The organism is Luoshenia tenuis, assembly GCF_014384745.1.
GTDB lineage: Bacteria > Bacillota > Clostridia > Christensenellales.
Genome location: NZ_JACRSO010000002.1, coordinates 247,536 through 263,484 on the forward strand (window position 1 = coordinate 247,536; position 15,949 = coordinate 263,484).

Consider the following 15,949-nt stretch of genomic DNA (forward strand, 5'->3'; position numbering starts at 1 on the left):
CTGCACGCTGCAATTACCGCGCAGCCGCTTTGTTTTTATTCTGTTTTGCGCGCATGTCCGCAAGCGAACAGGCCCGGGGAAACGCGATCCAATAGCGGCACAAACCGGTCCCTTTACAGGTTGACCTCCCCACGCAGGCCCAAATAGGCCTTATAGTGATCCAAAATAGGCTGTATCTCTTCCGCCACAAATTCCTCCACCTGCTGTTCGGCGCGGCCGGTGAAGCGCTTGGCATCCAATAATTCATCGATCTCCTGCAGCGTCAAGCCAAAGGCCGGGTCTGCCGCAATACGGCTGAGCAGGTCGTTCTCCATCCCCTCCATCTTGACCCTGCGGCCCGCCTCCATAGAATGGACGCGGATACGCTCGTGCAGCTCCTGCCGGTCGCCTCCGCGGCGCACGGCCTCCATCAGGATCGTTTCGGTGGCCATAAAGGGCAATTCCGCGCGCACATGCTTTTCCACCATCTTGGGATAGACCACCAGCCCATCCACCACGTTGAGGTAGATGTTCAGGATCGCATCCACCGCCAGGAAGGCCTGGGGAACAGCCAGACGCTTGTTGGCCGAATCGTCCAGCGTGCGCTCCAGCCACTGGGTGGCAGCCGTCATGGCCGCGTTCTCGCTATTGGCCATCACAAACCGGGAGAGCGAGCAGATGCGCTCGCTGCGCATGGGGTTGCGCTTATAGGCCATGGCGGAAGAGCCGATTTGGCTCTTTTCAAAGGGCTCTTCGATCTCCTTCATATTCTGGAGCAGCCGGATATCATCGGCAAACTTATAAGCGCTTTGGGCGATGCCGGAAAGCTGGCTGAGCACGATGGCATCCAGCTTGCGCGGATAGGTCTGCCCGGTCACGGCAAAGCAGGCTTTCAGCCCCATCTTAGCAGCGACCCGCTTTTCCAGCTCCTTTACCTTCTCATGGTCCCCGTCAAACAGCGTTAAAAAACTGGCCTGGGTGCCGGTGGTGCCCTTTACACCGCGCATCTTTAAAATGCTGATCACGTGCTCCAGTTCTTCCAGATCCATCAGCAGATCCTGCAGCCACAGGCAGGCGCGCTTGCCTACCGTGGTCAGCTGGGCGGGCTGAAAATGGGTAAAGCCCAGTGTGGGCATATCCTTATACTGCAGGGCGAACTTAGCCAGCTCCGCCATGCAGTTGACCAGCTTGGCCAAAACGATACTCAGCGCATCCCGCATGATGAGGATATCCGCATTATCCCCCACATAGCAGCTGGTCGCGCCCAAATGGATGATGGCCCGCGCCGAAGGGCACTGCACGCCATAGGCGTACACATGGCTCATCACGTCATGGCGCACCTCGCGCTCCCGGGCGGCGGCCACGTTATAATTGATATCATCCTGAAAGCGGCGCAGCTCCTCCACCTGGTCAGGGGTGATCGGCAGGCCCAGCTCCATCTCCGCTTCCGCCAGGGCGACCCACAGCCGGCGCCAGGTCTTAAACTTTTTCTCATCCGAAAAGTTCTGCGCCATGGCCTTGCTGGCGTAGCGCGATATCAGGGGGTTTTCATACAGCTCTCTCATGTGTCTCCTCCACATCGTAATTTATGGTAAGTTATCGTATAGATAGCGTTTTAAATTACCGTAGGCGATGCGCCCGATGCACGCCTCTTCCAGCCCTGCTTCGCCCAGGGCGCGTAGGATGCGCTGGAAATGCTGCGGCCCGTCAATCCCCTTGGGCAACACATCCATCCCGTCAAAATCAGAGCCCAGGCCCACGCAGTTTTGCCCGCCCAATTGCAGGATGTGCAAAATATGCGCAACCACATCTGCAATGCCGCTATTTTCATCATCCGCCCGCAAAAAAGGCGGATAAAAGTTCACACCAATGAAACCACCAGCACTGATTATAGCTTTAATTTGGGCATCGGTCAAGTTTCGCGGGTGTTCGCACAGCGCCCGCGCGTTGCCGTGGGAAACAAAGGGCGGATATGGATCATTTTCCAGCACATCCCAAAAGCTGCGCGCGTTCAAATGGGCCAGGTCAGGGATCATGTGCAGGGTACGCATCTCCCGGAGAACCGCCCGCCCAAACGCCGTCAGCCCGCCATCTTCTTTGGCGCCTCCTGCCAGGGGATTGTTCCAATTCCAGGTCAGCCCCAACATGCGCACCCCCAGGTGAAAGTAGGCTTCTACCTGTTCCAGCTTCCCCTCCAACGCCTCCCCACCCTCGATAGCCAGCAGGGTCAATATCCGCCCCGGCCCTTCGCTTTGCAGGTCGTCACGACTGAGTACTGGGGTCACGCGCTGCGCCTCCCGCGTAAGAAAGCGCCGGTAGGCCCTGATCTTTTGCAGGGTCGCTGCGCCGCACGCCCCCTCCTTTTTCGCATCGCCGCACCAGGCCGCCATCACCTGGAGCGCGACGCTCCCCGTCGCCAGATGCTCCGGGCTATTCTGCGGCGCAAAAGATGTATCCTTTTCCATTTTTAAAAGTGCCCAGGGATAATCGCAGTGCGCATCGTAGACTTTTATCATCAGCCTTCCCCCTTTTTGTGGGCGCAAGGTTTTACGCGCCATCTAAAAAGAGGATATGCCGCTAGGGCATATCCTCTTTCCACTTCGTCTTGTGCAAATTACTTTGCGTAGTCTACCGACCGCGTCTCGCGAATGACATTCACTTTGATCTGGCCGGGATAATCCAACTCGTGCTCAATTCTCTTAACGATTTCCTTTGCCACCAACAGGGTACCGGCGTCGTCCACATCCTCGGGTTTAACGATGATGCGCACCTCGCGGCCCGCCTGAATGGCAAATGATTTCTCAACTCCCGCAAATGAGTTAGAAATCTCCTCCAGCTTTTCTAAACGCTTAATGTAATTTTCAAGTTTCTCGCGCCGCGCGCCCGGCCTTGCGGCCGAAATAGCGTCTGCAGCTTGTACCAGTACGGCCTCCACCGTCATAGGCTCCACATCGCCATGGTGCGCCGCGATGGCGTTGACGATATCGGGATTCTCCCGATACTTTTTGGCCACGTCCGCGCCGATCTTGGCGTGCGGGCCTTCCACCTCATGGTCGATGGATTTGCCGATATCATGCAGCAAACCCGCGCGCTTGGCCATCGTCACATCCGCGCCGATCTCCGCGGCCATCAGCCCCGCCAGGTGCGCTACCTCTACGCTGTGCTTGAGCACGTTCTGGCCGTAGCTGGTGCGATAGCGCATGCGGCCCAGAAGCTTGACCAGCTCGTGGTGCAGGTTGTGCACACCCACCTCGAACACGGCGGCCTCGCCGGCCTCGCGGATGGTCACATCCACTTCCTTGCGCGCCTTTTCCACCATTTCCTCGATCCGCGCAGGATGGATGCGGCCGTCTAGGATCAGCTTCTCCAGCGCCACGCGGGCGATCTCCCTGCGGATAGGATCGAATCCCGATAAAATAACCGCTTCCGGTGTATCATCAATAATCAGATCAATTCCGGTCGCCGTTTCAAGGGCCCGAATGTTGCGCCCTTCACGGCCGATAATACGCCCCTTCATCTCATCGTTAGGCAGCGCGACGACCGAAACCGTGGCCTCGGCCACATGGTCCGCCGCACATTTCTGAATCGCCAGGCTGACGATGTTGCGCGCGCGCTTGTCGGCCTCTTCCTTGGCGCGGGCCTCGATATCCCGTACCATGATCGCCGCGTCATAACGCGCGTCGCTCTCAACCGTTTGCAGCAACAGCTCCTTGGCCTCTTCCCGCGTCAGGCCCGAGATACGCTCAAGCTCCTCCAACTGCTTTTTGTGCAGCTGGTCAAACTCCTCTTGCAGCCGGTCCAGTTCCTTTTGTTTACGCGAAAGATTTTCCTCCCGGGATTCCAAAGAAGACTGCTTGCGGTCGAGATTTTCCTCTCTCTGAAGCACGCGCTTCTCCATACGTTGCAGTTCGTTTCTGCGGTCGCGGTTCTCCTTCTCCTGCTCGCTGCGCAGGCGATGAACCTCTTCTTTTGCTTCCAGAATGGTTTCCTTCTTCGTTGCCTCGGCTTTGGCGCGCGCATCGTCCAAAATCTGGCGCGCTTTTTCCTCGCTCTTTCCGATCTTCGCTTCAGCAATCGATTTGCGATAAAAGTAACCACCTAGAACACCAATGATTAAGCTTGGAATGACAGATAAGAGAATCGGCAATAATAAATCACTGCCGTTCAATCCTAGGGTGCACCTCCTCCAATAAATTATGTTGTTTCTCATCTAACATTTCGCCGCCTGCCTCCCCCATGTGCCCCGCCCAAATGCGCGACGGACAGCATCATTAAATATAGAACAGACTGCGAATATCATACAGCACAATTTTATCGCTTTTACAGCCCCCTGTCAAGGACAGGCGGGCGTATAAAAAGGGAGAGGACGCAAGATATTGTGCTATCCTCTCCCCATGGACTACAACTACTCGTTTTCTGCCGCCGGCTGCGGGGCCGGTTCGTCCTTCTTTTCCTTTTCTTCCTTCTCCTGCAGCACCGCCGCGCGGATCTTCTCCTCGATCTCGCGGGCCACATCCGGATTATCGATCAGATACTGCCGGGCGTTCTCGCGCCCCTGGCCGATGCGCATCTCCCCATACGAGAACCAGGAGCCGCTCTTATTGACGATCTTATGGGCCACGCCCATATCCACCAGCGACCCTTCGTGGGAAATGCCCGTGCCGTACAGAATATCAAATTCGGCCATCCGGAAGGGCGGCGCCACCTTATTTTTGACGACCTTGACGCGGGTACGATTACCCACCATCTCCTGGCCGTTTTTCAGCGTTTCGATCCGGCGCACATCCAGGCGGATCGAGGCGTAGAACTTGAGCGCCTTACCGCCGGTGGTCACCTCAGGGCTACCAAACATTACGCCCACCTTTTCGCGCAGCTGGTTGATAAAGACTAGTATGCAATTGGATTTGGAGATGCCGCCCGCCAGCTTGCGCAGGGCCTGGCTCATCAGCCGGGCCTGCAGACCCACGTGCGCATCCCCCATCTCGCCCTCGATCTCTGCCTTGGGTACCAGGGCCGCCACCGAGTCCACCACGATGATATCCACCGCGCCCGAGCGCACCAGTGCGTCCGCAATATCCAGCGCCTGCTCGCCGGTATCCGGCTGGGAGACGTAAAGCTCATCGATATTGACGCCCAGGTTGCGGGCATACACCGGGTCCAGCGCGTGTTCGGCATCAATAAAAGCAGCGGTGCCGTTCAGCTTTTGCGCCTCGGCGACCATATGCAGGGCCAGCGTGGTCTTACCCGAAGACTCAGGCCCATATACCTCGATGATGCGGCCGCGGGGGATGCCCCCCACGCCCAGCGCCAGATCGAGCTCCAGACAGCCCGTAGGGATGACCTCCAGATTCAGCCTGGCCCCCGCCTCCCCAAGGCGCATGATCGACCCCTTGCCAAACTGCCGTTCTATTTGGGATAAAGCCATTTCCAGGGCTTTTTGCTTTTCCAACATACGAATGTTTTCCTCCCTTATGTCCTGTTTCTATCCATTTTATCCAGCGCCCGGCGGATCATATCCAGGGCGTTGAGTGTAGCCATGTTGCGGATGCGGTTGCGCCCGCCGCTCAGGTTGAGCTTTTTGACCGTGACGCCGCTCTCTTGGGCCAAACCGATGTAGACCAGCCCCACGGGCTTTTGCGCCGTGCCGCCATCCGGGCCCGCGATGCCGGTGACCGACAGGGCCAGATCGCTCCCCACCTGGGCGCGCAGCCCCAGGGCCATCTCCCGCGCCGTCTCCTCGCTCACCGCGCCGAACTGCTCCAGCGTCTGCTCCTTAACGCCCAGCCGGCGCACTTTGGCCGCGTTGCTGTAGACGACCTGCCCTTCCAAAAGCGCCTCGGAAATGCCAGGATAGCCCACCAGCTTGGCGGCGATCATCCCGCCGGTACAGCTCTCGGCCAGGGCCAGCGTCCTGCCCTTTTCCAGCAGCTTGCGCGCCACTACGATATCCAGCGTATCCTTGCCGTAGCCGTAAAAGTATTCGCCCACCTGGGCCATGATCGCAGCTTCCACCGGAGCGATCAACCCTTCGGCCTCTTCACGCGCCCTGCACTTGGCCGTCAGGCGCAGCGTGACCTCGCCCGTGCCTGCATAAGGGGCGATGGTAGGGTTGGTCTGCGCGGCGATCAGCTCCCGCAGCTGGTATTCCAGCGCGCTCTCCCCGATGCCGAAAAAGCGCAGGATCTTGGAGACGATCACGTCCTCCGAAAGGGAATGCAGGTAGGGCAGCACGGCGTTTTCAAACATATCATGCAGCTCCACCGGGGGGCCGGGCAGCACGATGACCACCTTGCCGTTTTCCTCTACCACGCAGCCCGGCGCCGTGCCGTTGCGGTTGGGCAGAATACGACTGCCCTTGGGGAAATCCGCCTGTTTGGCATTGTTGGGCGACATGACCGCGCCGCGCTTTTCAAAATGATCTTTAAGCCAGGCGTAGGTCGCCTCATCCCGCTCCATGGGCAGGCCGAAAAATTCCGCCACGGTCTCTTTGGTCAGGTCGTCCATGGTGGGCCCCAGCCCGCCGGTGGTGATCACCATATCCGCGCGCTGCAGGCACTCAGCCAGCGCGGCTTTCAGCCGTTCCACATTATCGCCCACCGTTACATGCCGGTAAACGTTGATGCCCATGGGCGAGAGCTGCTGGGAGAGATATTGGGCGTCGCTATTGACGATCTGCCCCAGCAAAAGCTCCGTACCCACAGAGAGAATTTCCGCACTTTGTACCATTGTACCACGACCTCCTTACGGCTGCATCTTCTTTTCAGACAAATAGCTCCAGCTTCCCTTAAAATAATCCACCGCGGACCAGAGCGTAAACACCAGCGCGATGGCCATGATGATCTGTGCAAAGGGGATATTCCAATAAGAAAAGGGGAAATTATCCGCGATATAAAAACCGATGGCCACCATTTGGGTGATGGTCTTGGTCTTCCCCAGCCAACTGGCGGCGATGATCTCATGCCCGCTGCCCGCCGCCACCAGGCGCAGGCCGCTGACGGCGAATTCCCGCATGATGATGATGAGCACCACCAGCGCGTGCACCTTGCCCTGCGAGGTGAGGATGATCAGCGCGGAACAGACCAGGAGCTTGTCCGCAATCGGGTCCAGCAGGATGCCTACCGGAGAGACCTCCTTTTTTTTGCGCGCCAGGTATCCGTCCAGCATATCCGTACTGGCGGCGATAATAAAGATGGCCACGGCCGCAAATTTCGCCCAGGGAAACGCCGCTCCGTCCAGCAGCATAAAGGCGATCATAAACGGGACCAGCGCGATCCGCGCCAGCGTCACTTTGTTGGCAGCGCTCATGTCAAGGCCACCCCTTCCAGATCGTAATCAAATGCCTGCGTGATCCTGACCGGCACAAAAGCGCCCACGGCAAGATCCGTATCAGCATGTACGAGGATCTGTCCATCAATCTCCGGGGCCTCCGCGCGGGAACGGCCCAGATAGGTCTTGGCCCGCAGGTCGTACCCTTCAATCAGCACCTCTTCCACCTGGCCGATGCGGCGCGCCAAAAGCTCTTTTGAGATGCGCTGCTGCAGCTGCATCAGTTCATCGCACCGGGCCTTTCGCAATTCTTCTTCCACCTGATCGGGCATATCGGCGGCTAGCGTCCCCTCCTCTTGAGAATAGGGGAATACGCCCAGCCTGTCAAACGTGCAGCTCTCGATGAATCCGCGCAGCGCCTCAAAAGCCGCCTCATCCTCGCCGGGGAAGCCGGTGATCAGCGTGGTGCGCAGGGTAAAGCCGCGGCGGCGCAGGTCCTTGGCCAGCGCCCGGATCTGTGCGCCGGTGCCGTTGCGGTTCATGCGCGCTAAAACCGCATCGTCGATGTGTTGGATGGGCATATCGATATAGCGGCAGATCTTCTCATTGCGCTCCATGGTTTGGATCAGCTTATCGGTGATTCGCTCAGGATAAGTATAAAGCACCCGTACCCATTGGATGCCCTCAATGGCGCATACCGCCTCCAGCAGCTCGCTCAAGCGAGGTTCGCCATACAGGTCTTCGCCGTAAAGAGTGGTATCCTGGGCCACCAGCACCAATTCCTTGACGCCCTTTTGCGCCAGCCGTTTGGCTTCGGCGATCAGCACATCCATCTCCCGGCTGTGGTAGGGGCCACGGATCATGGGAATGGCGCAGTAGCTGCAGCAGTTGTCACACCCGTCGGCGATCTTCAGGTAAGCCATATAGGGCGGCGTGGTCAGTACCCGCGCGGTCTCCTCTGCGGGCAGCCCGGGCGCAGCCACCTGCAAAACGCGCTTGCGCGCCAGCACGGCCTCGATCACCTTGGCGATATCCGCCTCATCTGTGATGCCGATGACCGCATCGATCTCCGGGATATCCCGGTACAGGTCCTCGGGATAGCGCTGGGCCAGGCACCCGCTGACGATCAGGGCCTTGAGCTCGCCCTCCTGCTTATATTGGGCCATCTCCAATATCGTCTCGATGGCCTCTTCTTTGGCCGGGCCGATGAAGCCGCAGGTGTTGACGATGATGACCTGCGCCCGAGATGGATCATTGGTCAAGTCGTAGCCCTTTTCCTGCAGAATACCCAGCATGACCTCCGCATCCACGCGGTTTTTATTGCATCCCAGGGCAATCATTCCCACTCTTATCTTCAAAGGCATTCCCTCCGGTCTATTCTTCTTCAAAATCCGGCTCCTCGCCGCCGCTAAGCGCCGCGTACTCTTCTTTGGTGATCAGCAATTTTCGCGCCTTGCTGCCGTCAAAGCCGCTGATGATCCCGCGCGCCTCCATCTCGTCGATCAGGTGGCCCGCGCGGGAGTAGCCGATGCGAAGCCGGCGCTGCAGCATGGAAATCGAGGCCTGGCCGCAATCCAGCACCAGCTCGATGGCCTGGGGCAACAGCTCGTCCCCCGCATCCTTATCCTCACCCTTGAGGCCGGGCGCGGCGTTTTCAAACTCCTCGATGATCTCGGGATTATACTGCGGTTCCTCCTGCAGGCCCGCTTTGATAAAGTCTACAATGGCGCCGATCTCCTTATCGCTGACAAAGGCGCCCTGCACCCGGATGGGCTTGGGGATAGAACCGGGGTAATACAGCATGTCGCCCCGGCCCAGCAGCTTTTCGGCCCCGCCCATATCCAGGATGGTACGCGAATCGATCTGAGAAGATACCGCAAAGGCGATGCGCGAAGGGATGTTGGCCTTGATAACGCCGGTAATAATATCCACCGACGGGCGCTGGGTGGCGATGACCAAATGCACGCCCGCCGCGCGGCCCATCTGCGCCAGACGGCAGATGCTGTCCTCCACGTCCTTGGGGGCGACCATCATCAGGTCCGCCAGCTCGTCGATGATCACCACCAGCGTAGGCAGCTTCTCCTCCCCGTTTTCCAGCAGGTACTGGTTATAGCCCTTCAGGTCGCGCACGCCGTGCTTGGCAAAGGCCTTATAGCGCGTCGTCATCTCGCTTAGCGCCCAGTTCAGCGCCCCGGCCGCCTTTTTAGGGTCGGTCACCACCGGGGTGAGCAGGTGCGGGATGCCGTTGTAAACGCTAAGCTCCACTACCTTGGGATCCACCATGATCAGCTTTACATCCTCCGGAGCGCTGTGATACAGCAGGCTGATAATCAGTGTATTGATGCACACGCTCTTGCCCGAGCCGGTAGCCCCTGCGATGAGCAGATGCGGCATCTTGGCGATATCCGCCACAATGGTCTTACCGGCGATATCTTTACCCAAAGCAAAAGCCGCTTTTCCCGGGTAATGTTGAAATTCCTCACTCTCCAACAATTCCCGCAGGCAGACGGTGGAAATATCGCTCTTGGGCACTTCGATGCCGATGGCTGCCTTGCCGGGGATGGGGGCCTCGATGCGCACGCCGGTGGCCGCCATGTTCAGCGCGATATCGTCCGCCAGGTTGACGATGCGGCTGACCTTGATGCCCGGCGCGGGCGCCAGCTCATACCGGGTGATGGCCGGCCCGCTGTTGACGCTGAGCACTTTAGCAGAGATGTCAAAGCTGGCCAGGGTATCCTCCAGCAGTTTGGCGTTTTGATGTTGCAACTGCTCCTGGGCCATGGCGTTGCCCCGGCGCGCCGGCAGCGCTAAAAGCTCCAGCGGCGGGAAGCGATAGGGCGCGGGGCCCTGCTCCTCCTCGCCGGCGTGCGGAAAAGCCATGTCAGCCGCTTTCTCCCCGTCATCCGCGCGTGTATTTTGCGGCACGTCCGGCGTCTGCGCAGCCGCCTCGGGCTCGACCGCAGGCTCCCAAAGCTCCTCTTTCCAGGGAGCCTCCTGTACAGCGCCTGGACTTTCCGCTGCCCATGCGCTATCCGCTGCGGGTTCAGCCTCGTCCTGCGCATACTCCGGCTGCACATCGCGCTCCAGCGGCGGGATAACGGCGTTCCAATCCGTTTCCATGGGGGGATATACCTGATCGAGCACCGCGTTTTTCTCTTCGCTGGTCAACGCGCCGTCCTCGGTGACAAACGGGGTCTCCTGCAGCGAATCCATGGCCGTAAACTGCAGGTCCGTTTCCTCATCCCGCAGCAGGTGGCTCTGCGGCTGGGCAGGCTCCTGCTCCCTCTTTTTTGCCTTTGCGGGCTTGTATTCCTCCGCCTCCAGGTCGATAAAGCCCCAGCGTTTTTTCCGTGGGGGCTCCTGCTGGCCGTCGAATACATCCCTATCGTAGAGCTGCGGCTCCTCCCGGTCGATGGGCATGTCCACAGCCTGTTCCCGCTCTTGCGCCTCCTGCTGGCGAATCTCATCGATATAAAGCTGCTGTTGTTTGCGCTTTTCCCGGTGCTGATCCACGTGTTGCTTGATCTGGGTATGGATCTCCTCCCCCGTATCCCGCAGAGAGATATTAAAGATCACCACTACGGCGATAGCGGCCAGCGTCAAAAAGGCGATGTAGCTGCCCGCCACGCCGATGAATTTTTGCAGCGGATACACAAACAGCGTCCCGACCACGCCTGCGCCGATATGCTCTGCACCACAGACCTGATAGGCCGACATGATGTTGGCAAAATAAGAATCCCCGCTGAACCGATCCCAAAACAGCAGGTGCACAAACCCCATCAGCGCAACGGCCAATACCACCTGCATCACCGTGCGGCCGGTGGCGTGGTGATTATACTTGCCAAAGATCAGCCAGCAGCCAATGCCCATAAGCCCCAGCGGCAGCACATAGGCGCCCAGGCCCAGCCCGCCGAACAGCACATCCGTAAACAGGGTGCCGATCTGCCCGGTCCAGCGCATGGCGCTGGGCACAAACACGCAAAGTAACAAAAAAAGGCTTATCGCTATGACGATAAGACCGCTGATCTCCCGCGATCTGCGCTCCTGCTTGGTATAGCGCGTCTTTCTAGACTTTCTCTTTTTTTTCGTTTGGGTAGCCAATCGTAGTTCCTCTCCAACGCTTTATTCAAAAATCTTCTTTACACACTACTACATTATACCGCCCACGGCCGCTAAGTTCAAACGAATTCGGCCTTTCCCACAAGAAAAAACAGGGCATGCAAAAAGCAGCCCTGTTTCGCTAAAATCCAACCAATTCAGCCGTTTATTCCTCTGCCGGCAGGTCAGCCTCGGTAATGCCGCGGCGGATCAGGTTCACCCGGCCCTTATCGTCGATCTCGATGACCTTGACGATCACCTCATCGCCGACCTTGACCTCGTCCTCCACCTTTTCGACCCGGTGGTCGGCCAGCTTGGAGATGTGCACCATACCATCTTTACCCGGCAGCAGCTCTACAAACGCGCCGAAGTTCATCAGCCGCACCACCGTGCCGCGGTAGACCTGGCCCACCTCGATCTCCTTGGTGATGGCCTCGATCATCTTGCGGGCCTGTTTGGCCGCGTCCGCATCGTTGGTGGAGATGAACACGCTGCCATCGTCCTCGATGTCGATCTTCACGCCGGTCTCGGCAATGATCTTGTTGATGGTCTTGCCGCGGGGACCCACCACCTCGCCGATCTTCTCGGGATTGATGGAGAACATGACGATCTTGGGCGCATAGGGGCTGAGCTCCGCCTTGGGGGCGGGCAGCACTTTGAGCATCTCGCCCAGAATGTGCAGGCGGCCTTCGCGGGCTTGGGCCAGCGCGCCGCGCAGGATCTCCTCGCCGATGCCCTTGATCTTCATATCCATCTGGATGGCGGTAATGCCCTCTGCCGTACCGGCTACCTTAAAGTCCATATCACCCATAAAGTCTTCCAGACCCTGGATATCCGTCAGGATCACGATCTTACCGGTCTCCGGCTCCTGCATAAGCCCCATGGCAACGCCGGCTACCGGCGCTTTAATGGGAACGCCCGCATCCATCAGCGCCAGGGTAGAACCGCACACGCTGGCCTGCGAGGTCGAGCCGTTGGAGCTGATGACCTCGGATACCAGACGAATGGCATACGGGAAATCCGCCTCGTCTGGAATAACCGGTTCCAGCGCACGGGCCGCAAGCGCACCGTGGCCAATCTCACGCCGGCCGGGGCCGCGCATGGGCTTGGTCTCGCCTACGCTGTAAGGCGGCATATTATAGTGATGCATATAGCGCCGGGTCTCTTCCTCGTCCAACCCGTCCAGCTTCTGCATATCGCCTACCGCGCCAAGGGTGGCCACGGTCACAACCTGGGTGAGGCCGCGGGTAAAGATGGCCGAGCCATGGGTGCGGGGCAAAAAGCCGGTCTCACACCAGATGGGGCGCACCTGCGTAACGCTGCGCCCATCCGGACGCACTCCGTCTTTAATGATCTTGCCGCGCATGACCGCTTTGGTCATGCCGTAAAGGATATCGGAAATCTGCCCGGCGGCCTCGGGGTACTTCTCGGCAAATGCCTCCTGTACCTCCTGCTCCACCTGGCGCTCGCGGGCGCGCAGCTCATCCCGGTCAAAGGTATCCAGGCTCCAGACCACCTTATCCTGGGCGTAGGCGCGCACTTCAGCCTCCATCTCCGGGTCGGGCTTGGGCTCTACAAACTCGCGTTTGGGCTTACCGCACTCGGCGATGATCTTCTCCTGGAAGGCGACGATCTCCTTGATGGCTTCATGCCCAAAGAGGATGCCCTTGAGCATCTCCTCCTCGCTGACCACCTTGGCACCGGCCTCCACCATCATGATGGCGTCCTTCGTGCCGGAAACTACCAAGTGCATGCGGCTCTTTTCGCGCTGCTCGCTATTGGGGTTAATCACATATTCCCCATCCACCAAGCCGACTACGACCGAGCCCGTGGGCCCGGCAAAGGGAATATCCGACAGGCAAAGGGCGATGGACGAGCCGATCATGGCGTAGCTGTCCGGCGGGATCTCGGTATCCACGGACAGCGTGGTCGCCACGATATGCACATCGTTACGGAACCCTTTGGGGAACAGCGGGCGAATCGGCCGGTCGATCAGCCGAGAGGTCAGAATCGCCTTTTCGGTGGGCTTGCCTTCCCGTTTGATGAACCCGCCGGGGATCTTGCCCACCGCGTAAAGTTTTTCCTCATAGTCCACGCTGAGCGGGAAGAAATCGATCCCCTCGCGCGGCTTTTCCGAACAGGTAGCGCAAACCAGTACCACCGTATCGCCACAGCGTACCAGTACGGAGCCGCCTGCCTGCATTGCCAGCCGGCCGGTCTCAATGCTGAGCTTGCGGCCCGCCAGTTCCATTTCATAGACCTTTTGATTCATCGAAATAGGGACTCCTTTCACCTTGACAACAAGATACTTTTTCATAAGAATAGAGCGGCATAAACGCCCGCTCTATTGCTTAAATCCTTTATTTACGCAAGCCTAACTGCGCGATCAGCGTACGATAGCGCTCGATGTCCTTGCCCTTCAAGTAGTTAAGCATGCTACGGCGCTGGCCGACCATTTTCAGCAGGCCGCGGCGCGAGTGATGGTCCTTCTTGTTCACCTTGAGGTGCTCGTTCAAGTGGTTGATACGCTCGGTCAGGATGGCTACCTGTACCTCCGGAGAACCCGTGTCACCCTCGTGGCGCTCATAAGCTTTGATAATCTCGGTCTTCTGATTCTTGTCCATGTTGAAATAAACCTCCTAATTTTTCTCCAATCCCCTTAACCAAAGCAAGCCGTCGGAGTCGTCGAACCACTTAGGCTAAGGATCATATGGATGTACAAAATTTATTCTAACATAATCGCTACAGCTTGTAAACCGATTATGGCGATTATATTTTCAGCCCTTCCCAGGCACGGGCGATGCGAACATCCTTTTCGATCTGCGCCTTGAGCTGCGCCACGCCCGAGAATTTGACCTCGCCGCGCAGTTTTTTGATAAAGCGCACCCGGATCAGGCGGCCATAAAGATCACCTTTATAATCCAGCAGATGGCTTTCAACCGAAAGGGCGCCCTGCTGCGCCACCGTGGGGTTGCTGCCGATATTCGTGACCGCCGTATGCCAAACACCATCCGTCCACACCTGAGCAATATATACGCCCCGCGGCGGCAGCTGCCGCGAGGGCGGCGGCACGATATTGGCCGTGGGCAGGTTCATGGTCCTCCCGATCTCCCTGCCGTGCACCACTTCGCCCCGCAGCTCATAGGGCCGGCCCAAGAGCGCACCTGCCTTTTGCATCTCTCCGCTGTCGATACAGCTACGGATCAGGGTAGAAGACACGGTCTCGCCCCCCAAAGTGATGGGCGGCACCACATCTGCGGTAAAGTTATACCGTTTTCCCGCCTCTTTCAACGTGTGATAATCTCCCGCGCCCCGGTGCCCAAAGCGATAATTGAAGCCGACCACCAAATGGCTGGGGTTATAGCACTGCGCTAAATGCTTAATAAAGTCTTCTGCCTCCATCGCCGCCAGCGCCGGGGTAAATTGCAGCTGAATGACAAAGTCACACCCCATGTCCCGCAATGCGGAAAGGCGCTCCATATTGCCCATCAAGCGCTTTTTGCCATTTTCACCGGTCAACACGGTGGAAGGGTGGTTAGCAAAGGTGAACACGCCCCACGTAAGCCCACGCTCCCGGGCGATCCGCTGGGCCTTGGCCATCAGCATACGGTGGCCGATGTGCAGCCCGTCAAAGGCGCCCAGGGCCAAAACGCAGCCCGCAGCTGCCTCGTCCCGCGTCCAGCGCGTCATCAAACGCATGCTTCTCCACCTCCGCTCCACAGCATGGCGCCAAAGCGCCAAAGCTTCTCTTTGCCCGTATCCGGCCGGGCCATGCCGTAAAATTCACCGTCACAGTACACCCGTACGGTAGCTGCATTTTCTATGGGCCGTTCCAGCCACGCCGGGTCGATCTTCGCGCCGCTTTGCAGCCTGCGCTTCCACTTAGGCGCCACCACTGCCGCCGGGAAATTTGCGACGCCGTAATCCATTGGCAGGAGAATATCTTCCATGCTTCCGTTCTTTACCGCAGCGTCCACTTCTTCCAGCGTCACCGCATCCTCGATACAAAATCGTCCGCTGCGGGTACGCAGCAAAAAGGAAAGATACGCCCCGCAGCCGGCCGCCGTACCCAGATCGGCCGCCAAGGTACGGATATAAGTCCCCCGCGAGCAAGCCACGCGCAGCAGATACCGCCGGTCTTCCCAGCAGCGCAGCAGTTCGATCTGATCGATCCGCACCCTGCGGCTGGGTATCTCCACCACCGCGCCCTTGCGCGCCAGGTCGTAGGCGCGTTTCCCGCCGATCTTAATGGCGGAATAGGCGCTGGGCCGTTGCTCGATCTCGCCCAGAAACCGGGGCAGCAACGCCTTAAACTGCCCGCAGGGCAGCCTGCCGCCTGTTTGGGCCACGATCTGCCCCGCCGCATCCTGCGTATCGGTCTGCGCGCCCAGGGTCACCTCGCCGATATAGACCTTGTCGTGCTCCATCAAGTAATCAAAAAGCCGCGTGGCCTTGCCGATACAAACCGGCAATACCCCCGCGGCATCGGGATCCAGCGTGCCTGTGTGGCCAATCTTGCGTACGCCCAATAGCCTGCGCAGGGCCATTACCGCGTCGCTCGAGGTCATCCCTGCCGGTTTTAAAAGGTTAATGACGCCATCCATTC

12 protein-coding genes are annotated in these 15,949 nt (G+C 58.7%); all 12 read right to left on the reverse strand.

From position 1 onward, the window contains the following. Positions 1-113: 113 nt before the first annotated feature. Positions 114-1,544 (reverse strand): adenylosuccinate lyase, encoded by a 1,431-nt coding sequence (gene purB, locus H8699_RS06110; protein WP_249284913.1) that lies wholly within the window; start codon positions 1,542-1,544, stop codon positions 114-116. A gap of 21 nt (positions 1,545-1,565) precedes the next feature. Further along, a complete protein-coding gene (locus H8699_RS06115) occupies positions 1,566-2,495 on the reverse strand; it encodes a dipeptidase (RefSeq protein WP_249284914.1) in 930 nt (309 codons plus the stop codon). Between the two features lie 98 nt (positions 2,496-2,593). After that, a complete protein-coding gene (gene rny / locus H8699_RS06120) occupies positions 2,594-4,189 on the reverse strand; it encodes a ribonuclease Y (protein WP_138296070.1) in 1,596 nt (531 codons plus the stop codon). 195 nt (positions 4,190-4,384) lie between these two features. Then, positions 4,385-5,431, reverse strand: coding sequence for a recombinase RecA (gene recA / locus H8699_RS06125; RefSeq protein WP_138296071.1), 1,047 nt, complete (start codon positions 5,429-5,431; stop codon positions 4,385-4,387). A 17-nt stretch (positions 5,432-5,448) separates the two neighbouring features. Continuing rightward, positions 5,449-6,705 (reverse strand): competence/damage-inducible protein A, encoded by a 1,257-nt coding sequence (locus H8699_RS06130; protein ID WP_249284915.1) that lies wholly within the window; start codon positions 6,703-6,705, stop codon positions 5,449-5,451. A 15-nt stretch (positions 6,706-6,720) separates the two neighbouring features. After that, a complete protein-coding gene (gene pgsA / locus H8699_RS06135) occupies positions 6,721-7,284 on the reverse strand; it encodes a CDP-diacylglycerol--glycerol-3-phosphate 3-phosphatidyltransferase (protein WP_249284916.1) in 564 nt (187 codons plus the stop codon). Next, positions 7,281-8,609, reverse strand: a complete 1,329-nt coding sequence (gene rimO / locus H8699_RS06140; protein ID WP_283244157.1) for a 30S ribosomal protein S12 methylthiotransferase RimO — start codon at positions 8,607-8,609, stop codon at positions 7,281-7,283. Before rimO ends, pgsA begins: the two co-directional genes overlap by 4 nt. Before the next feature lie 10 nt (positions 8,610-8,619). Continuing rightward, the gene (locus tag H8699_RS06145; protein WP_249284917.1) at positions 8,620-11,346 is read right to left on the reverse strand and encodes an FtsK/SpoIIIE family DNA translocase; all 2,727 of its coding nucleotides are present in this window, start codon (positions 11,344-11,346) and stop codon (positions 8,620-8,622) included. 163 nt (positions 11,347-11,509) lie between these two features. Next, a complete protein-coding gene (locus H8699_RS06150) occupies positions 11,510-13,615 on the reverse strand; it encodes a polyribonucleotide nucleotidyltransferase (RefSeq protein ID WP_249284918.1) in 2,106 nt (701 codons plus the stop codon). Between the two features lie 88 nt (positions 13,616-13,703). Continuing rightward, on the reverse strand, positions 13,704-13,967 hold the full coding sequence (gene rpsO, locus H8699_RS06155) for a 30S ribosomal protein S15 (RefSeq protein WP_138296076.1): 264 nt from the start codon (positions 13,965-13,967) through the stop codon (positions 13,704-13,706). Between the two features lie 145 nt (positions 13,968-14,112). Then, a complete protein-coding gene (locus H8699_RS06160; protein ID WP_249284919.1) occupies positions 14,113-15,042 on the reverse strand; it encodes a bifunctional riboflavin kinase/FAD synthetase in 930 nt (309 codons plus the stop codon). Beyond that, positions 15,033-15,947, reverse strand: coding sequence for a tRNA pseudouridine(55) synthase TruB (gene truB / locus H8699_RS06165; RefSeq protein WP_138296078.1), 915 nt, complete (start codon positions 15,945-15,947; stop codon positions 15,033-15,035). The genes H8699_RS06160 and truB overlap by 10 nt, the downstream gene beginning before the upstream one ends. Positions 15,948-15,949: the final 2 nt, after the last annotated feature.